Source organism: Bradyrhizobium sp. MI1.7, from assembly GCF_055811795.1.
On the sequence record NZ_JBVVPO010000017.1, the window covers coordinates 17729 to 37170 of the forward strand.

Below are 19442 nucleotides of genomic sequence, written 5' to 3' on the forward strand. Positions count from 1 at the left end.
ACCTCTGTTCGTGCTCAGTTCGAGAAGGCCGGCGCAGGGCGCAATGTGACTTCGATCACATCGCCGGGCTCCACGTCGAAGTCGACGGATGCGGTTATCCTGTCCCACTGCTGACCGAGCCGCCGCACGACGATCACGTCGGGATTGAGCTCACCTGAATTGACGGGGATGGCACCCGAGCCGCCGATGGGCTGCAGTTTCTGGCTGAGCGCCTGCATTCTCACGCGCAAGTCCGCCAATCGAACGTTCGAGTCTTTCTGCTCCCTGAGCAGATTGATCGTGCGCTGGCTGGTCACACGTCCCGCTTGCCGCAGGAAGTCCTCACGCTGGCGCTGGAGCCGCATGAGTTCGACGCTCGTCTGCAGGCGTCGGGTCGACGACAGCAACAGGGCACGCCGGCTTTCGCTGACACGAGGACTTGCAAGCAATCCGGAGCCGAACGCCTTCATGACCCGTTCGAGCTCCTCTTCGTCGGCCTGCACGCCCTTCTCTTCACCTTCCTGTTGCTTCTTGAGCGTAGCGAACTGCGCGTCCGTCTGCTTTACGGCGTCGTCCAGGAAGCGTTGTTCCGTGCGGTAGTCGCTTTGTGAGGTCTTCAGGGAGTCCTTCTCGGCTTGAACGACCGAACCGATCACACCCGCGGGCAGCGAAATGTCGCTTGGAGGTGTGGCGTCGAACGTGTCGCGGCCATCAAGCTCCGCGCCGGTTCGGACGATATGGAAGTATTCCTTGGTGTATTCGGTGGCGAGAGACTGGTAGTCCCGCACAAGATCCGCAGGGTCGGTGGCGCCGGGCTGCATGCCACGCGACCGCAACAGGCTGAAGCCGCCGGCCACTGCCACGGCCTGGCGCACGGTCATTGAAGCCCGATACGTCTGCTGTCCGGGCGTGAGCACATCGCCGGAAACATAGACCGGCCGATATTCCACGACGCTTGCTATGACGTCGCCGGGCTTGACCACGAATGCCTGGTCGCGTCCGTCGGTCAGGCGTTGACGCAGTATCCGTGCCTGCAGCAGCGTCTCGATGCGGTTCTGCATCTGCGCCGGGGTCAGGCCGGCAACTTCAACCGTCCCTCCGCCCGGAAGCGGGATGGTGCCGTCGATCTGGATCTGCGTGCGGTTGCGTTGATCGGGGAGGCCACCGATCGAAATCTCGATGGTATCACCCGGTCCCAGCTTGTACGGCGCGGCAAGGGATAGCCCGCTTGTCGCGAAAAACAGAACTGCCGCGCATGAGCCCAGCAGGAGGGTGGAAGAGGGTCTGCCTTGCTTCTTGCACTTCATGGACGAACTCCCGATGTAACCGAGCCTTCGCCGCTCGCGATTTAGGGACGCCGATATCGGATCCTTCAGCCGGCTCTCTTCAAATCCGGGATGAGGGCGGTCGGAAGGAAGATCTCGTAGTTTCCGAAGAAGTGCCTCTGCTCCTCGACGTGGTCGAACAGGCCCTGGCTCAAGGCAGCGAGGATTTCGCTGATCCCTTGCTGAACGCTGATCTCGGGCGTGAAATTCAATACCCGACGGATCTTGTCGAAGTTCACGCGGTAATTCCGGGGATCGGCGCCGCGCTCCTGATAGGTCACCTTCGATCGCGGAATGTGCCGCATGATCTCCTCAACGACCATCAGCTTGGTGAAGTTGTTTTCCTCGCAGCCCACATTGAAGACTTCGAAGGCGACCTTGCTGGTGGGCGCGCGGAGCACTTCCTCGATCGCGCGGGCAAAATCACGAACATGGCAGTAAGGACGCCAGGTGTTGGGATCGAATACCAGCAGTTCTTTTCCCAGGTGCAGTTCACGCACAAATTCGTTCACCGTGAGATCGAAGCGCATTCGCGAGGAAAGACCAAAGGCCGTCGCAAAGCGGAGAACCGTTGGATGGAATCCAGCCTTTCCCTTGAGACCGAGGATCTTCTGCTCCATCTCCACCTTGTGCTTGGCGTAAAGGGAGAGTGGTGCGAGCGGGTAATTCTCGTCGACGGCCGTGTCTACTTCCACTAGCCCATAGTTCGAGCAGGTGGACACGAAGATCAGCCGATCGACCGGATGGTGTTGCATCGCGTCGATGAAGGACGCGACGCCATTGCGATTGATGGCGTGACTTTCATCGGGGTACTTGCTCGTGATCGGATCGCCGACGAGCCCGGCGAGGATAACGACGTCATCCACACCCTTCAATGCTTGATTGGCGAAACGGGGATCGCGAATATCGCCTTGCATGAACTCGTATTGCGGAACGCTCAGATAAGGCCAGGCACAGCTCTCGTTCTTGTAGATGAGCTGATCCAGGCAACGGACGTGCCAACCCTTTCTCAGAAGATGGCCCGTGATCACTGAGCCCACGTAACCAGCACCACCTACCAGAAGCACAGTTCGCTTTTCAGTCGCCATTTGATCACCCGTCTACTTTTGAAATAAGTTCGCACCGACAGATCCGCCAGTTGGCGCTATGCCGCTCTGGCTCTCCGGTCGGGGTCTTCGCATGCGGTTGAGAAGCGGCTCCCCCACGGCGATCCAGCCGGCCTGAACGATCCACCGGAGATCGGACGTGACGGTTCGATTGGAATAATATGCCAGGTCGATCTTCGCCTTGGCGGGAAACAGAACCTCCCGATAGAAATCCGCCACATTGCCGTCCGGCGGGAACAGCTCATTTTCATGCCGGAAGAGAACCTGGCACGGCCCGACGAGGCCTGGCCGGTGTTCCAGGATCTTTTCGAATCCGTTCCTGAAACAGTCGGCAAATACGAGCGTCTCGGGTCGCGGGCCGACGAAAGACATGTCACCCCGCAGGATGTTCCAGAGCTGCGGTAGCTCATCCAGCTTGAATGCAGCCAGCAGCCCGCCGATCGTCGTCATGCGGTTGTCGTTCACCATCGTGAGCGGACTTCCGCGATCGTCGCAATCGGCTCTGAACTTCCGGAACTTGTACATGCGGAACGGCGCCCCGTTCAGCCCGAGACGGAGTTGCGAATACAGTATCGGTCGCCCGCCTTCGATCCAGACTGCAAGCGCAATGACCAACAGGATCGGCAGCGAGACGAATATGGCCGTCCCGGCACCGAGGACATCGATGACGCGCCGCAAACGCACGGCCGGAGCTGCCGGCCCAGCGCATCCCGCATTGACCGTTTCGCTCATGCCTGTTCGACCTCCGCGGGACAGGTTGCCCGAAGTCCATCCGCGAGGCTGTCTGCCACGTGATCGACGTCGGCGGGAGTCATCGCGGGATGGAGCGGCAAGGTGAGCTCACGTCCGCAAAAATCCTCAGTGTTGGGGAGGCTGATGCCCGGATACTGGTCCTGGTAGAACGTCAACCGATGCACCGGCGGATAGTGAATGGTCGTCTGAACGCCGCGCTTGCTGAGCTGCTCGATCAGGGGCTGCCGCGCGCTTGCCGCGGGGAGAAGAACCGGCATGAGATGGTGGGCCGATACCCACGACGCGTTGAATGGCACCAGGACCGAAGGGCAACGCTCGGCGAGCCGCCGCCGATAGTGCAGCGACAGATGCCGCCTGGCGTCGTTCCAACCTGCCAATTTACGCAGCTGCACCAGGCCGACCGCGGCGCGCAACTCGTCCATGCGGTAGTTGAATCCAAGAAGCGTCACGTCGTATTCGGGGCTGCGGCTGACGAGGCGCTGGCGCGTGTTGGTGGTCATGCCATGCGACCTGGCGCGCTTGATCATGTCGTTCAATATCCGGTGACGCGTTATGATTGCGCCGCCTTCAGCAGTCGTCATGTTCTTGTTGCCGTAGAAGGAGAACGCGGCTGCATCGCCAAACGTGCCGACCCCCTTGACGCCGGGTGCATGCGCGGCGTCCTCGATCAGGAGCAGACCCTTGCTGCGAGCGACGGCCTGCCACTCGTCTCGATCAGCGAGGTAGCCCCCAAAATGCATGAGGATCACCGCTTTCGTCCGCGAAGTGCACTTGCGGAGCGCATCGGCCGCGGACATCAGGGGAACTGCCCCGGATTGGACATCGACGAACACGGGCCGTGCTCCGACGTAGAGCACGGCATTGGCCGTGGCAACGAACGTGAGAGATGGAACGAGGACTTCGTCGCCGGGGCCGACTCCGAGCGCATGCAGGATGAGGTGAAGTGCGGCCGTGCATGATCCGACTGCAATCGAGTCCTCGGCGCCATGCATGCGTGCAAACGTCTGCTCGAACTCCCGTACGCGGTCCCCCATGGTGATCCAGCCGCTATCGATCGCGGCAACAAGAGCTTCCTTTTCGTCAATTCCCAGGGCCGGTTCTGATACCAACAGCATGTGTTCCTCTTCCCGTTCATTCCCCATGCGAAGGGTGACGCTGCGTCACGCAGCCGCAGTTGCGAATGCAGTCGATTGCTCGTCCCACGCAATGTCCTGGGCTTTCAGGAAGTCCTCGACCCGGCCAATGTCGAGCCACAGGCCAGTATGCTTGAAGACGTTGACGCGGGCTTCTTCCTCGAGCATCTGGAACATCAGGTCGTCGAATCCGAAGGGGACGCCCGATGGAATGCGCTCGAGGACGACCGGATTCATGCAGTAGATTCCCATGCTGACGAGGTTCGTCAGCTCCGGCTTCTCGCGAAATCCGGTCACGCGTCCATCGATTTCATCAATCACACCGAAGTCCATCTTCGTGCTCCGAACGGAGGTTCCGATGGTGATGTTGGCGTCGGATTTTCGGTGATTGTGGATCAGCTGGTTCAGGTTCAGGTCTGTCAGGACGTCACCGTTGAGGACCAGGAACGGCTCGTTGAGCTGTTCTCGCAGCAATGACAGCGGGCCGATCGTGCCGAGCGGCTCGAGCTCCTGCGTATACGTGATCTGCATGTTCCACTGGCTGCCGTCACCACAGACGCTGCGGATCAGATGGCCCAGATAACCGGTGGTGACGAAGACCTCTCCTATCCCGTTCCGTCTCAACCATTTGAGAACGAGCTCGAGGACGGGACGGGCGCCGATTGGCATGAGGGGTTTTGGCAAAATGGACGTATGTGGACGAAGTCGAGTTCCTCTGCCGCCGCACTGAACTACCGCTTTCATCTGAACCTCCATGTACTCAAAAAAATACGCTTCAAAAAAAACGAGATATGCTTCTCAAGGAAAAAGGTAGGAGCAAACCATGCCTGCGTCTTCGTTCGTTTGCATGAGAGCGTTGGAATCGGACGGCGGAGGAATGCCGGCGGGTTGTCCACGCAGTCGTGCAGCCGAGGCGTACCTCTCCGGAAGACACGGGATCCGCCTTGGCCAAGGGGCTAATGCGGAAGGGTTCGCGAAGGGCGAAAAAACGCCGCACTCGGCGGCCGGGTGAACCCCCGGGGCGCCAAGCCGCGATCGAGTCACAGGACAGCTCGTTTCCTCTGCTTGCCGAACGCGCCGGTCCGTCAGGTATCGGCGGCCAAGTTAACCTTGCTGGCGATGTAACGTGCCATGCCCCGAATTGAATCGAGATTCTCGGGCAGGATCTCATTGTCGTCGACGGCGATGCCGAAAGTCGTCTCGATGAACCCGACCACCTCGAGCACTCCAGTCGAATCGATGATCCCCTGGTCGAGCAGGGAAGCGTCGTCGTTCAGCGCCGCGATGTCGCTGATGTAGAAATTCGATGTCAGAAAAGCGCGGATCTGCTCCTTGCAGCGGTCGGGTGCCAAGACCAGTGTCATTGCGTTGGTGCTCCATGAAAGCGGGTGCGTCGATTGGTCGTCCACAAGCTATCCCGTGATGAGCTCTCTCTTGTTGATCTTGCCCGTATCCGTGCGGGCCAGTTCCGGCACGATAACGACGTACTTGGGGACCATGAAGCTCTCGAGGCGCTTGTGACATTCGCGCTGGATCTGCTTGGCGTCGATCGGCCGCACCTGGTCGATGACCACGAATGCCTTGATCGCGTGGCCGAGCAGATCATCGGGAACGCCGACGACTGCCGCTTCCCTTATGCCGGGAATGTCCAGCAAAGCGCTCTCCACCTCCTTGGGCGCGACCTTCTCGCCGCGTGATTTGATGACCTCGTCGCTCCGGCTGACGAAGTACAGATATCCGTCGGCGTCCATCTGACAGTAGTCGCCGGTGTAAAGCACCTGCTCGCCGGGAAGCGGTCCGGGCTTGAGTTTCTTCGCAGTAGCTTCGGGCTTTCGCCAATAGCCCTTCATGACGGTCGCACCGCGGATCACCAGCTGTCCGGCGATGCCGGCGCCGACCCGTTGATCACGCTCGTCGACGATCCACATTTCGGTATTCGGGATGGCAATTCCTACGCTCGACGGCTTCCGATCGAGATCCTCCGGCGGCAGGTAGGTGCAGCGTTTGCATTCGGTAAGACCGTACATGGAGTAGATGCGGGCGCCGGGGAACGTGTGTCTCAGCTGCCCCAGGTGCCGGACCGGCAGTGCGGCACCGGTGCTCGTCACGTAGCGAATGCTGGATAGATCGTAACTCTTCAACGACTCAAGCTGCAGCAGAGTCGAGAACATCGTCGGCACGCCGGGAAAACCCGTCACTCTCTCTTCTGCAATACGCCGAAGCGTCTCGGCGGGGAAAGCAAACGAGCGTTCGAGAACAAGGCGTGCTCCGGCGCGTACGGCCATGATCATCTGATACAGGCCGTAGTCGAAGGCGAGTGGCAGAGCGTTGAGGATGACCTCATCGTCACGGACGTCGAGATACGACGAAACCGACGTACACGCCGTCATCATGTTCCGGTGCGTCAGCATCACCCCTTTGGGCTCGCCGGTCGAGCCCGAGGTGTAGACAATGGCGGCGAGATCGATATCGATGCAGCGGCGCGCGGGTGCTGCGTCGTGCTCGGTGGCCGTTACAGTGTTCCATCGCACGGCATGCGGCAGCGCGTTCAAATCGGCGTCGTCGATAGGGCCGGACACGATTACGCGGCGCAAGGACGGGCAATGTCGTGCAGGTTCGCGGAACGTTGCGTAAAGGCGCGTTTGCGTAATGAGCGCAGTCGGCTGGCAGTCGTTGAGGAGATAGCCGAGCTTGTCGGGTTTCGTGAGAGGATTGATGAGGCATACGATCGCGTTGGCCTTGAGGACGGCCCAGAAACTGACGGCTGCCTCGACGGTGTTGTCGGCAAAGATCATCACACGATCGCCGCGCTCGACGCCGGCCTCGACCAGGTGGTGCGCGACCGCATTCGACCACGCCTCGAGCTGGTCGTAGGTGACCCGATGACCGTCGCAGACGAGCGCGACCTTCGCGCCGTCTTGATGGGCCGCGTGGATCAGGTAATCGTGCAGGAGCGGCACAGGATCGTTGATCATGCGTAAACTCCCGGTACGTCCTGGTGGTCGACGTCCACGCTGAGCTCGAGACGGTGCGGTGCTTCCTGCCGGTCCGCGACGAACTGCTGGAACAGGAGCTGAGTGGACAGGACGCCGACGAGCGCCATGTTGTCGAAATTGGACAGGTCGCCATCGCCGGCGTGCGCATGGGCTTGGCATTTGGTGCGCAGCCGCTCGACCGCCACCGGGTCGAAGATGTTGGCGGCGCGGACGCTTGCACTTGAAAGAGCTTCGTCGACATAAGGGGGGGCATCCCTGTCGACGAAGCAGAGCGCATTGGGGGTCCGGTAGGGCTGCTTCTTGCGTGTGACGATCTCTGGTGGAACCTGCGACTGTGTTACACGCTTAAGGACGTGCTTCTCGTCGAGGATGCGAAGTTTGCAGGCGTCGGGAAGGGAGTTCGCGAGCTCGACGACGTCGTCGTCAAGGAATGGAAAGCGTCCTTCGACCGAGTGCGCCATCAGCATCCGGTCTCCCTGGGAGGAGAGCAGGTAGCCGGCCAGGAGCGTCTTGGTCTCGAGGTACTGATCTTGTGCAAGCGGCGTCCAGCGGGAAAAATCCGGCGGCAGACGATCGAGCAATTCGGTCACCGGGTCGGCTCGCGAAGTCGCCGCGCGCATGTCTGCGGAGAACAGGCGCTTGATCGCGCTGGTGCTGCGCCAACGCGGAGAGTGAGCGAAGCCGGGCGCATCCGGGGCAGAAATGCCGTGTCCGAAGAACTTTAGCGCGATGGCCTGCATGTGGACCGGCGATCGAGAGATGTAGGGATAGAGCCGGCTCAGGAGGGCGGCGCGCCGCGTTGAGGCCGGCTGGCGGCCCCAGAAACGGCGGATCTTGCCTTCCCGAAACACATCGTAGCCGGCGAACATTTCATCTGCGCCTTCGCCGGTCAGCACGACCTTGATGCCGCGCTCGCGTACGAGCTTCGAGAGCAGGAACAGCGGTGCAGGGGCGGTCCGCAGGATTGGCCGCTCAGTGTGGTAGATGACCTTGGGAAATACCTCGGCGATATCCTGCCGCGAGACCATGAGCTCGTGGTGCTCGCTCGCAATCGTGCGTGCCATTAGGCGTTGATAGGAGGTCTCGTCATATTCAGCGTCGGAAAAGCGCACGGAAAACGTCTGGAAGCGCCTGCCCGCAAACCGGCTCCCCAATGCCGCAACAAGCGAACTGTCGAGACCACCGGAGAGATAGCTTCCCACGGGGACGTCGGACCGCACCATTCGGAGCGCCGTAGCCGCCTCCAGTGCACTACGCACAGAATCGATCACATCGTCATTGCAGCCGGCGGACGAAACGCGATGGTCGTCGGACCGGGTCGCATAGCACGGAGTCCAGAATGCGCGGTCCCGGACCGCGCCGCGCACGTAACTGCGGACGTGTCCCGGTTCAATTTCCGTGATCCCCTGAAACACGCTTTGCGGCGGCACGGTGCTCCAGAAGGTAAAGGTCTGGTCGATGCCTGCTGGATCGAATGCCCGAGGGATTGCCGGATCTGCCGCGAAGATGGCCTTGATCTCACTGGCGAAGTAGAGTTGGCCTTGATGGTTGCAGATATAGAGCGGACAGATTCCGGTCCGGTCACGGGACAAGACGAGGCGGCCGGCGGAGGCGTCCCAGATGGCAAGGGCCCATTGGCCGTTCATCCGTTCGAATGCTGCCTCGCCCCAGGCGCGATAGGCCTGAATCACGACCTCCGTGTCGCTGCGGGTGCGGAAGCGATGGCCGAGCGAGATCAGCTGCTCGCGCAGCTCGACATAGTTGAAGATCTCGCCGTTGAACACGATCCAGGCGGGCCCGCCGGGATCGGAGAGAGGCTGTTGTCCGCCCGCTATGTCGATGATCGAGAGCCGGGCGTGCGCCAGGCCCGCGCGTTGGTCCCGGTAGAGGCCTCGCTCGTCTGGCCCGCGATGTGCAAGCGCCCCGGTCATCCGCAACAGCGCTCTCCGCGAAGGACTCGGAGCGTTCGCACTCAGCGCCACGATGCCGGCGATGCCGCACATGCCGTCTAGTCCTCGATTACCGCATCAACGAGTAGAGGCGGGCTGTGAAGATAGCGCGTCGCCCGACGCTTGGAAGTGATGTCCTTGAAGACCTTCTGCACCTGCGCTGTCGCCAGACCTACGGCCTCGGCCACGTTGTCGGCGGAAATGCCGTGGTTGACCGCGTACATGCAAACATCAGTCAATCGATAGGGGGCAGCGAAATAGAACTCCTCCTGGCTCTGCGGCAGCGAGAACGTGTCAGACGTCGGCGGCCGTCGCCTGATCTCGTCGTCGATGCCAAGGTATTCGGCCAGTTGGTAGACCTGGCTCTTGTAGAGATGCGCAATCGGCATGACGTCCGCGTCCCCGTCACCCTGCTTCACGAAGAAGCCCTGATCGTGCTCGAGCCGGTTTGGCGTACCTATCACGGCATATTTCAGACGGTCCGCGTGATAGTACTCGGTCATCTTGCGGACCCGTTGCTTGTAGTTGGTTGCAGCAACGATCTGCAGGTAGACCTCGGGCGGAAGACGCACGGTGGAGGTTTCGCCGTCCGGGTCTTGTACGGTCAGACGGGTGATGTTGATGCCGGCGCTCTCCGAGCCCGAGCTGAGTACCAGCTTGCATTTCCAGTCGGCTCCGTATTCGGGTACGACGGCTTGGATCGCCTCTCGCTGCCGGCGGTATGCGCCCAATGCTTCGAGCGCCGGTGCGATGTCTTCGACAACCGTCGTGAGGCGCAGTTGCGTAGCAACGACCCGGCCGAGCCTCAGCGAATCGGACGACGAATCGCGCTCGGGCATCAGCAGACCGAGGACCTTCGTATTTCCAAATGCGCGCGCACAGAGCGCTGCGACCACGGAGCTGTCGATGCCGCCGGACAGTCCGACGATGGCTCCGCGTCGGCCAAGCACGCCAAGGACACGGTCGCGCAAGAACGCGACGATGCGCGCGACCTCCAATGGCGCATCCAGGACCAGGGCGTCTTTACTGAACGCGGGTTCGGTTTGGCTGTGGGCTGCTTGCAAGGTCACTTGAACAATCCGCCTCTCTCTGGGGAAACTCGGCCGGTGAGTAGGTTTGCGACAGCGCCTTCTGGACGAGGTGCAAGTTCATCGCGAGGTAAGGCGGCATGACCAGATCGGTGTGAGTGCCTGCGCTTGGGACGACATCGATCTGGGCAAACGCACGATCCCATCCCAGAGTTTGCGGCATCTTCTTTCGCTGGCATCGGAACAGAACGGCGGAGAACGGCAGCATCGATTTCGGCTCCGCCAACCAGCGGAAGTAGGCCTTCGCGCGCAAGACTTCCTGCAATTCCTGCTTGAGCCTGAACGACGTGAGATCGAACTGCCCCCTCGCGCGGCGATCGAGCATCCGGGCCAGGTTAGCTTCATGGCCGATCGCAACGGTTGCCTTGGCGAGGGCCCGGCAGACCATCCGGGGCGCGGTGACCCGGTTGTTGCGGATTCGACGGATCGTGCGGGTCAACGTCTCCCATGCAGAACTGCGCTCGCCCATGAGGCTGGTGTCGAGAATTCCGAAGAACTTCACCGAGCGGCCGGCGGCAAACATTCGCGTCGCGACCTCGAAGGCGACCGCCCCACCGAGGGAATGACCGAGAAGTCTGATGTGGCCGCGCGGCTGGATGCGATTGATCTGCTCCACGGCAGCAGCAGCCATATCGCAAACGCTGTCCTGACCCTGCAATATCTTGCCGAGATCCGGGTAGCGGATCGGAACGACATGTGCAATTTCGCGGATTGAGGCTGTCAGGGCGGCGAGGCTGGCTCCATAACCAAGTGAGCCGGGCAGTAGGAAAAGCACGGGCGGCGCCGCCGCCACAATGCACGAGGGCGGAGAAGCCAAATCCTCGCCTGTATCAATCAATGGCCGTAGCTTCATTGGCATGCAACCGACTGACCGAGCTCCAAAATTGGAGTATGAAGACGTTGAAAATCCTCTCATCATTCATTCGCATGAAGCACATGGTCGCGCCCAGGAAATTGGTTATCTTCGCTCCAGCGCGTCTGTCGTCCATGTGCCGCCTCCTCGAGCGGACGCGAAGTTCGGGGCGTGCTCTTTCGACCCTCTGGGTCACACAGGCCCATTGATCGGTGCGCCCGACGTCCGCGCGCCGCCAGGCCCATTCAAGAGAAACAGCGCCACGATAATTCCCAGGGCGTAGCCGGTAGCTCCTCCGGCGGCCATCATGTAGATCACCTGCAACGGGTCGAGGCCGAGGTGAGCACCGATGAGAAGCGGGCCAAATACGAACACGGCCCGCACCAGATCAACCAGCAGACGCAGTTCCTGACGGCGAAAAAGAGTCGGAACTTCCTGAATGGGCGTCGACAAGGCTTGTGCGGCGCACATGAGCGCTAGGGCGCCCATGATCTGACCCGTAGGTATCCAGGATTCTCCGAGCAGCGGAACGACGACGTAGGGGGAGATAAATCCAAGGCCGAGCACCGGCAGAACGATCAGGCCGGCCGCAACGACCAACAGGCCGCATGCGGTGCCGAGCAGATGATGACGGTCGAAGTCTTTGCTGGCCTCGGCGACGAAGACATTGCTGAGCGGCAAGGCGATCAGGGTGACCGGACCGGTCACGAGACGGGCGGCGACGCCAAAATGCCCGGCGAATGCGGTACCGAATAGCGAGCCTATGAAGATTGCGGGGAGATTGATGATCGCGAATCCCGCAAGGGCCGAGGGCAGCTCGAACAGGGGAAATTTGTACTCTCGCCGCGCCGTCGCCGCGACCGAACCCCACGGGGCTTGCGCGATGCGGCGGATGTCCTCCCATTTCAGGAGCCGGACGCAGAGAAATGCGATCAACACAGCCTGGCTCAGGATGTGGGCTTGGATCATTGCGCCGTCCCCGAGGTGCGCGAGGCCGAAGCTCACCTGGAGCACTGCCATCGACGCCGGCAGGATCAGGCGGCCCATGCCGAAGTCACGCATATGATTGAAGCGCAAGCACCAGCAGTTCATTGCGTCGGCAACGCCGACCGCAGCCATCCCGATGGGTACGAGGTAGGTAAGATGTTGCAGTCGTGCTGGCACCACGTCCGACAGCAGGTATCCCGCGGTTAGCACAACAGAGGTCGTAAAGCAGACCGCCACGAGCGTGAGCTTGAGCGCGACCAGCGCGTGAGCTCTGTCCTCAACCACATACAGAGACGTACTGAAGCGAAGTCCGGCTATCGCGCCGACGATGTTTACGATTGAGAGATAGATCGTGAATATTCCAAAATCCTCCGGCGAATAGAGCCGGGTAAGGATGGGAATGGCCGCTACGAGCATGAGCTGGCCGGTGAGTGCGAGGGCGGAGACGCCCGCCGCTGCACGAACAAGTGCCCTTGTCCGCGTCGGACCGGTCGCCGGTTTCGCGGCCATGAAGAACTTCCTCGGTCCAGAATTCATTTCAAAAACGGCAAGATCGTCGCGACGACGGTGCGATCTATTTCGATTCGATCGTAGGATGGAGAGGGGTGCGCGCCATCATTCGTTCGCATGACGCTGACTGAAGTGTCGCGGAATCGAAGGAGAGTTTGCATGAACAGCTCGTGCTTGCGGAATAGACGACGCATGGAGCCCGATCGTGGGGCCGGAACCCAGCTGTGATGCGCGTGGCTTGTGGGCGGATGATGGATGCTCACGCAAGCCGCGCCGACGGGAGACGCCGATCTACAGGCGATGGGGACGTGAGCTGTGCAAGCCGAAGGCCGGTCCGCGCGAGCAAATCCGACAAGGCGGATGGTCTGACGGCGATAAGGTTATCGTCGTCCGGTCCGGGTACGTCAGGAGACGCCGGCTCCAGTCGTCCCGCCCTGAGATGGAAGAGCTCAAACCCGTGATCGGTCAGTCGGTCATACAGCTCCGCACGCGAGGTGCCGGCCCGCCGAAGGTTGAGCTCAGAATCCTCTATGTACAGACATCGGCAATTGGAAATGGTCTGGGCGGCGCCCTTGAGAAGATCGACTTCGAACCCTTCGACATCGACCTTCAGGAGATCGATCGCCCGATTTCCGACGATCGAATCGAGCGTTCGTACTGGAACTCGGAGCGCCGCGATGCCGGCCGGAGGAGTAGCGCATGCGAAGTTCATGTCGTCACTCCGAAAGTCCGTGAAGACGAGCTCGCCTTCCGTGCTGCCGATCGCCGTGTTGTGGACCTCGACGGTCAATCCGTTCAGGCGAATGTTGCCCAGCAGGTATTTGCAGATGCGCGGATGTGCTTCGATAGCGATGACTCGTCCGGACCGGGCAACGCGCATAGCGGCCGCGAGGCTCAACTGTCCGACATTTGCGCCGACATCGACGAAGGTTTCTCCGGGCTGCAGGTAAGATCCGACGAAGTCGGCGTCTTCGGCGCGAAGGTTCCGGTTGCGCCAGAGTCCTGCGGACATGGAGCTGGGATAGAAACGCATTCTGTATCCGGCAGGAAAGCCGAAGGTGATAAAGCGGCACAGTCCGCTCACCCACAGTCCGCGCGATAGCAGGAATCGAGCCTTGTCGGGCTCCTCTTGAATTCGAGCGAGCAGTTGATGCAATTTGTGCAAGGGGCCACCCATCTCTAGCGGTTAGCTGCTCGGCAGAGCCTAGGCTGACCGGAGCGCCCGGCCATCCTTCATTTGCATGATGGTATCGATCGTTCGATTCTGGATCTCCCGGTCCCGCCGTGATCTTGCCGACCTAGCTGACCGCTTCGAGACCTCGCGTCTGGGGATGATCATCGTCATGCGAATGAAGGATGACCAGTCCCATGCCGCTACCTAGCGTTCGTCGTGTGTAATTCGGTCGGTCTTGACGTTCACTGCTTGTCAAGAAGGACACGGTGCAACGCGATGAGGTCGGTTTTCTGCGGAGCGGATCGCGGGTTCGTCAGGGTCGACTGCTTGAATGACATGAACTGAGCTTGAGGGAAAAGCGATGAACCTGTTGCAGCACGACGGGTCGGAGGGCATTCGAGATCCGGACGCCCGCCCCATGATTTCGGTGGCCATACCAACCTTCCGTCGACCGGATATGATACGCCGTACGATTGAAAGCGTGCTGCAGCAGAACTACGCCGACTGGGAAATGGTGATCAGCGACGACGAAGGTCCCAAAGGCGTCAGTTGGAGCATTCTGTCTGAATACGCTCGGAGCGATTCCCGTATTCGAATTGTCCAGAACCACCGGGGACGGGGCCAGGTTGAGAATACGAACAGCGCAATGCTCGCATGCCGCGGTCATTGGATCAAAGTGTTGCATGACGACGACTGGCTGGTGCCGGGATCGCTCGAGACTTTTGCGGAATTGGCGAGGACGTACCCCACCGCTGCGTTCATGACCTCCACATCTCATCTCGTTCAGGATGAAGGCATAAAATACCGCCGGGGAGGGCAGGTCACGCTGTATTCGAGCCAGCAGTGCCTGACGGATCTCTATTTGGTCGGCAAGACCCGGGTGCTGGGAATTGTTCCGTCGACCCTGCTGATCAACAGCGAGGTCATCCAGGCGGGTTGTCTGATGCGAAACTACAAGTCGATCCGCTGGGGAGTGGACCAGCTGTTCTTCGTCGACCTCGCCTGTCATGGCGACATGGTGGCGATCGACGACGGCTTGATCTTCTACGATATGACGGACCACGCGAACATTACCGCTTCCAAATCGTTCTCTCAGATCGATGAGGAGACCCTTGATCTCAAGAATCTGACCTGGAGCCTGGTCGAGGACAAGCAAGGGCTTCCGGATCCCGAAACGGTCGTGCGTGCATTGCGGGTTGCAAGATTGCGCGGAAGATTTCGCCACCAGTCCTGGGGGGCGACGATCCGGGACGCGCTCCAGATCCTGCGTCCCTCGGTTATCAAGGCAGCCAACAAGGCGATCCGGGCGCGAGCGCGTACATCGGCAGCGGGCTCACTAGCTCGTGTGGGTCACGCCTGACGGAGCCGCCGCCGATCATTATCGGGACAGGGCGCTGGTCCGATCGGGGGCATCGAGACGTGTTACGAAGTCGAACACGGGGCCGCCCGCTACCCCCCAATTGCTCGACCAGATCACCTGGGAACCGTCGGGCGACGGCGAGCCGTGAGTCTCGCTCCAGTAGTCGTGCGGGACGTTGCGTGTGTACGCGATGCGTCGGAATTCGCCACTGCCGTCAATTCGCAGAGCAATGACTTCCCGAGCGAAGGGCGCAAACTTTGGTAGCTGGGCGATCTCGGCTGGATCGCCGCCATAGCTTAGAATCACCCAGCCGGGCCAGTGGATCGCGCGCGTGGACGCATGCGAGGCCTCTCCACGCGGAGCAAGGGCGGTAACCACGCCGTCATCCAGCCGGCGCTTGATCACCTGGTATATGTCGGGATCAGCTTTGCTGATTCCGACGTATACCTCGCGTCCGTCTGTGTCCACGGCCATGTCGCCATGACTCGGACGATGATGTTCGGTCCAGCTCTGCACCAGATCGCCTGCGACGGTATAGATGAATGCCTCATCCTTTCCGTCGACCCAGCGGCTGCATCTGATGTAGCTGCCCAGGGCAGATATCTCGCAAACGCCGTCTCGCCCGGGCAGTTTCCCCACTTCGATATCCGGAAACTTCTGTCGGCTCACGAGGTCAAACGCGAATGCGACGACGACGCCGTCGGCGCGCGTGCCTCGCACGGCGATGCGCCGGCCATCCTGAGAGGGATTGCCCTTGCCCGGTCCGAACTGAAGGCCGCGATAGCCCTCGGCCATCAGCATGATCTCTTCGGCATTGGTTCGCGGCGTCCAGAGCGAGATCTTGCGCCCGATCACGCATATCATGCGCTCGGGATCGCGCGGGTGCCATTCGCACTCGTCTTCACGCTGCCGGCGGAACAGCGGAACGTATGTCCGTCCGTCCAGAAAGCAGAGCCCGTTACAACCGTTGGCGATCAGAAGCAGAGTCTGGTCGGCGTTCCAGGCCTGCGCGCTCGAATATCGGTGGGTGCAATAGGCTCGTTGGCAGGCCAGGCCAGCGCCCAAGGGCCCCGGGGTTGTTATCCGGACGATCGTGGCGCCGGTGTCGGGATCGGTGACCGGAACGAGATAGTCGGGCAAGTTCATGCTGCTGGCAGTAGTCAGCTTGGTCTTTGCAAGCGTCTGTGCGGCGGCGATGCCCGCCAATGCAAGCACGACGGCCACGGCGCCGGCCAGGCCAATTCGCGTGTAGAGGGACGGAGACATCCGTATCTTGCTCCATGGCAAGCAGGGGGCTCGGATCATCCGGGTGGGCAAGCGATCGATACAAGGTTCGATGCTTGCCGGTCACCAGGCTCCTGCGGGGACCAGGACTATTGGTTCGACGATGCGTTCTAGCCGCTCGGTCCCAGCGCGCATCATTTGAATGCAGGAGACGCCCCACGAAATGTTGCCGCTCCACGGGCAGGTCCTGATCCTCTCGATCGATAGATCAGTCCGGCGCGGTTAGCCGGGCGGCGCGTATAGGCGCCGCCCGGAATTTGTCGAGGGCTTGATGGGCGTCAGGCCGATCCGCCAGGTTAGTCCGGCTCTGCGGCGCCGATTTCGTGACGTCCGCGGTCGCTTGAGACGAGGCTGAGCGTAGGTTCCCGATCGATTGACAACGGCAGCGCGTGACCATTCGAGACCCGCACCAGTGATCCGTTGTTCATTCCCCAAATTGCGGCCTGCGTCCTATTCTGGACCCGTATCTTGCGCAGGATCGCCTTGACGTGAACCTTCACGGTGGCCTCGGCAATATCGATCTTTCGCGCAATGCACTTGTTGGAATTGCCCTCGATCAGATAGGAGAGAATCGCCCGCTCTCGCGGTGACAGATGAGGTGCTATCCGTTCTTCGGCAGCAACGAGGAGATTTGATCGCTCTTCGATCACTGGCTGAAGCTGAGGCTCGCGATCGAAACCGCTATCGAGCACGAATGACAGGAAAGCCGGTGGAAACACCGTCTCGCCCATCGTTACGAGTTCGATGGACTTGATGAAAGCGTCGCATGAATTGACGTCGACGAAATAGCCGCTGGCGCCGGCCTTGTAGGCCGCGATCAACTCATCCGGCCGGTAGTGGTCCGAAACGATCGCTACGCGCGCATCCGGATAGTTCTCTCTTACAAATCCGATGTGCTTCATGGCTGCATCGAATTCGCCGGTGCTGTGGATAATCACAAACAGGAGCTGCTGATGTGCCTGGAGTGTGCTTGTAACTTCATCGGTGCTCGAGGCCGACACCGCAATTTGAAAATCTGCCGCATGCAGTATTTGAGAAATTCCCTCTCGCAGCAAAATGTTTCGTCCGATCAAAACAACTTTGCAGGATTGCCGCCTCCTCATCTTACCCTCCGCAACCAACGCAATGACACAACTTGAATGAAAAACACGCAGGAAAAGGAACAAAGCATTGCATAGCCCGGTTTTTCTGATTTGCAGAAGCCGGGCGCCGTTTAGTTAATAATTGCTGAAGGTTAGATTCGATCTTTCGATTTTGCCTATATACCTTTGGTTATAGGCCGATGGGTCCCCAAGCTGTTGGTGAACGGCCGTCAGAGATTGACTTGGGGGCGAAAGAGAATACTGATTCAACCTTTGAATGTTCGCCCTGAGCGGGTGAATCCGTTCGCGAAAGCCTTGCTCCATCGCGATGCTTTCGAACTTGCCAAGTGGCAAGACCGCTCTCCAGCGGTTGTGAGCCGAGACCACCGGGTTCATACGGCCCTTTGATCCGGCGAACTTGATGTATATTGCGATCACAGACTCGTGCTGTTATTTGCCTCATAGGTCCGCTACGCCAAATGATACTTTAGGGAATTGCTCGAAGTTTATTTGTTGGTGATCAATTGATGTTGGAGCGGCAAGGGCGGGGGCCTGTAGCTTCAATCGCGGGAATTTTGGGGGCGGCAGGTTAGGGAGCGCCCGATGCGTCGTGCGACTGTAGTGATTGCAGACCGACACCCAATGGTTTTGCAGGGTCTCGCAAGTGTTCTCGGTTCAGAATCCGATTTTGAGGTCGTTGCATCCTGCGGCGATGCTGCGAGTTGCATCCAGGCAATTTTGACGCTTGCGCCCGACATAGCGATCATGGATGCGGCAATGCCGGAGCTGACCGCGCTGATGAACAATTCGCTCAGCCATTCGGACAGCCGACCAACGCGGTTTGTGTTCTTCGCGCCCAGCGAGGACTATGATCTCGTGTTGGCGGGCGCCCCCGCCGGGTACAGTGTCCTTCTCAAGGAGATGACAGGCCAAGCCGTGGTGCAGGGCTTGCGAGACATTGCCAACGGCCAGACCGTTGTTCCGTTGTCGCCCACCGATCAGGCCGCGCCTCGCGAGCACAGTCCGAATCCGGAAAGTGCGCTCGCGGTGCTCACCGAGCGCGAGCGGCAGATCATGCGCCTGGTCTCTCGTGGCCTGTCCAACAAGGAAATCGGCCGCCGGCTCAACATTGCGGACGGCACCATCAAGGTTCACCTCCACAACATTTTCCAGAAGCTTGAAATCGGCAATCGCACTGCGCTTGCGGCCCTCGCCATCTCGCAGGATGACCGCGCCAATTCGGCGCAGGACAAACCGGCGCATGCTGGATCGGATCCGGTGCCCGGGGAACGCTAAGACATCATCTCGCACTGTTTGCAGTGCGATATGCGGGCATTTCGCCGAAGCCCAGCCGAGCGACTATTGCACCTTCAGATTGCGCAAGCGCCGGCAAAGCTGCGCTTTCGGTCTCTTATCCCTCGATGGAGAACTGAAGAACGAACAGCGACCGGCCGCCAAGCTCGGGGCTGTCGCTGACTTCCACCTGCCAGGAAATGTAATGCAGGAGTGGGTCCATCACGTCGTGCTTGAGGATCTCGCCGCTCAGTTCGATCGCAGTGGTCCGTGCCGCGGAAATGTCGGGGAGATCAAGTCCGACATCGTCGAGCACTGAATGACCGTCGTGGATATGAAAGAAATACCGCGGCATGGATGTCTCCGGACAACGCGAACATTCCGATGACTGCAGCGAGCCCCCCGCATCACGGTCAAGATTTCGCATCGCAGGGGCGCGCATAGCAAGCGGCTATTCTAGGAGGGCTCAATCATCATTGATGGGTACCCCGACGTTGATCTCTATGATCACGAATTCAGAATGAACAATTGCTTCTCGAGGACTACGATGATGTTGCGTCGACGGAGCCC

General features: G+C 60.2%; 18 protein-coding genes. 2 read left to right on the forward strand and 16 right to left on the reverse strand.

Annotated features, from left to right (window positions below; all coding sequences use genetic code 11):
- Window positions 1-14: 14 nt before the first annotated feature.
- From AC0L3X_RS17725 to AC0L3X_RS17785, 13 genes are all read right to left on the reverse strand, one after another.
- Window positions 15-1286 (reverse strand): polysaccharide biosynthesis/export family protein, encoded by a 1272-nt coding sequence (locus tag AC0L3X_RS17725; protein WP_063984324.1) that lies wholly within the window; start codon window positions 1284-1286, stop codon window positions 15-17.
- 65 nt (window positions 1287-1351) lie between these two features.
- Window positions 1352-2392 (reverse strand): NAD-dependent epimerase/dehydratase family protein, encoded by a 1041-nt coding sequence (locus AC0L3X_RS17730; protein ID WP_063984323.1) that lies wholly within the window; start codon window positions 2390-2392, stop codon window positions 1352-1354.
- 12 nt (window positions 2393-2404) lie between these two features.
- Window positions 2405-3142 carry a sugar transferase gene (locus tag AC0L3X_RS17735; protein ID WP_063984322.1) on the reverse strand — a complete coding sequence of 246 codons (738 nt, stop codon included), beginning with the start codon at window positions 3140-3142 and terminating at the stop codon, window positions 2405-2407.
- Window positions 3139-4305 (reverse strand): DegT/DnrJ/EryC1/StrS family aminotransferase, encoded by a 1167-nt coding sequence (locus tag AC0L3X_RS17740; RefSeq protein WP_473316567.1) that lies wholly within the window; start codon window positions 4303-4305, stop codon window positions 3139-3141. The genes AC0L3X_RS17735 and AC0L3X_RS17740 overlap by 4 nt, the downstream gene beginning before the upstream one ends.
- An 18-nt stretch (window positions 4306-4323) precedes the next feature.
- On the reverse strand, window positions 4324-5040 hold the full coding sequence (locus AC0L3X_RS17745) for a nucleotidyltransferase family protein (RefSeq protein ID WP_063986521.1): 717 nt from the start codon (window positions 5038-5040) through the stop codon (window positions 4324-4326).
- 341 nt (window positions 5041-5381) lie between these two features.
- A complete protein-coding gene (locus tag AC0L3X_RS17750; RefSeq protein ID WP_014496395.1) occupies window positions 5382-5660 on the reverse strand; it encodes an acyl carrier protein in 279 nt (92 codons plus the stop codon).
- 48 nt (window positions 5661-5708) lie between these two features.
- Entirely contained in the window at window positions 5709-7271 is a 1563-nt protein-coding gene (locus tag AC0L3X_RS17755) for a class I adenylate-forming enzyme family protein (protein ID WP_063984320.1), read from the reverse strand.
- Window positions 7268-9295, reverse strand: a complete 2028-nt coding sequence (gene asnB / locus AC0L3X_RS17760; protein WP_063984319.1) for an asparagine synthase (glutamine-hydrolyzing) — start codon at window positions 9293-9295, stop codon at window positions 7268-7270. Before asnB ends, AC0L3X_RS17755 begins: the two co-directional genes overlap by 4 nt.
- Window positions 9296-9300: 5 nt before the next feature.
- Entirely contained in the window at window positions 9301-10311 is a 1011-nt protein-coding gene (gene nadE, locus AC0L3X_RS17765; RefSeq protein ID WP_231144506.1) for an NAD(+) synthase, read from the reverse strand.
- The gene (locus tag AC0L3X_RS17770) at window positions 10265-11167 is read right to left on the reverse strand and encodes a thioesterase domain-containing protein (RefSeq protein ID WP_231144507.1); all 903 of its coding nucleotides are present in this window, start codon (window positions 11165-11167) and stop codon (window positions 10265-10267) included. Before AC0L3X_RS17770 ends, nadE begins: the two co-directional genes overlap by 47 nt.
- Entirely contained in the window at window positions 11160-11318 is a 159-nt protein-coding gene (locus tag AC0L3X_RS17775; protein ID WP_354097007.1) for a hypothetical protein, read from the reverse strand. The genes AC0L3X_RS17770 and AC0L3X_RS17775 overlap by 8 nt, the downstream gene beginning before the upstream one ends.
- 56 nt (window positions 11319-11374) lie before the next feature.
- The gene (locus AC0L3X_RS17780; RefSeq protein WP_063986520.1) at window positions 11375-12679 is read right to left on the reverse strand and encodes a lipopolysaccharide biosynthesis protein; all 1305 of its coding nucleotides are present in this window, start codon (window positions 12677-12679) and stop codon (window positions 11375-11377) included.
- 259 nt (window positions 12680-12938) lie between these two features.
- A complete protein-coding gene (locus AC0L3X_RS17785) occupies window positions 12939-13844 on the reverse strand; it encodes an FkbM family methyltransferase (protein ID WP_231144508.1) in 906 nt (301 codons plus the stop codon).
- 370 nt (window positions 13845-14214) lie between these two features.
- Here AC0L3X_RS17785 and AC0L3X_RS17790 point away from each other — a divergent pair, with 370 nt between their 5' ends.
- Complete coding sequence (locus tag AC0L3X_RS17790) at window positions 14215-15213, forward strand: glycosyltransferase family 2 protein (protein WP_063984317.1); 999 nt, start codon at window positions 14215-14217, stop codon at window positions 15211-15213.
- Between the two features lie 18 nt (window positions 15214-15231).
- Here AC0L3X_RS17790 and AC0L3X_RS17795 read toward each other — a convergent pair whose 3' ends face one another.
- Window positions 15232-16479 carry a hypothetical protein gene (locus AC0L3X_RS17795; RefSeq protein WP_231144509.1) on the reverse strand — a complete coding sequence of 416 codons (1248 nt, stop codon included), beginning with the start codon at window positions 16477-16479 and terminating at the stop codon, window positions 15232-15234.
- 314 nt (window positions 16480-16793) lie between these two features.
- Window positions 16794-17600 carry a LuxR C-terminal-related transcriptional regulator gene (locus tag AC0L3X_RS17800; RefSeq protein WP_063984316.1) on the reverse strand — a complete coding sequence of 269 codons (807 nt, stop codon included), beginning with the start codon at window positions 17598-17600 and terminating at the stop codon, window positions 16794-16796.
- A gap of 582 nt (window positions 17601-18182) precedes the next feature.
- On the opposite strand from AC0L3X_RS17800, the gene AC0L3X_RS17805 reads away from it, so the two are divergent.
- A complete protein-coding gene (locus tag AC0L3X_RS17805) occupies window positions 18183-18875 on the forward strand; it encodes a LuxR C-terminal-related transcriptional regulator (RefSeq protein ID WP_084795225.1) in 693 nt (230 codons plus the stop codon).
- A gap of 115 nt (window positions 18876-18990) precedes the next feature.
- Here the strand turns inward: AC0L3X_RS17805 and AC0L3X_RS17810 are convergent, their stop codons facing one another.
- Complete coding sequence (locus AC0L3X_RS17810) at window positions 18991-19227, reverse strand: DUF6894 family protein (RefSeq protein WP_028147263.1); 237 nt, start codon at window positions 19225-19227, stop codon at window positions 18991-18993.
- Window positions 19228-19442: the final 215 nt, after the last annotated feature.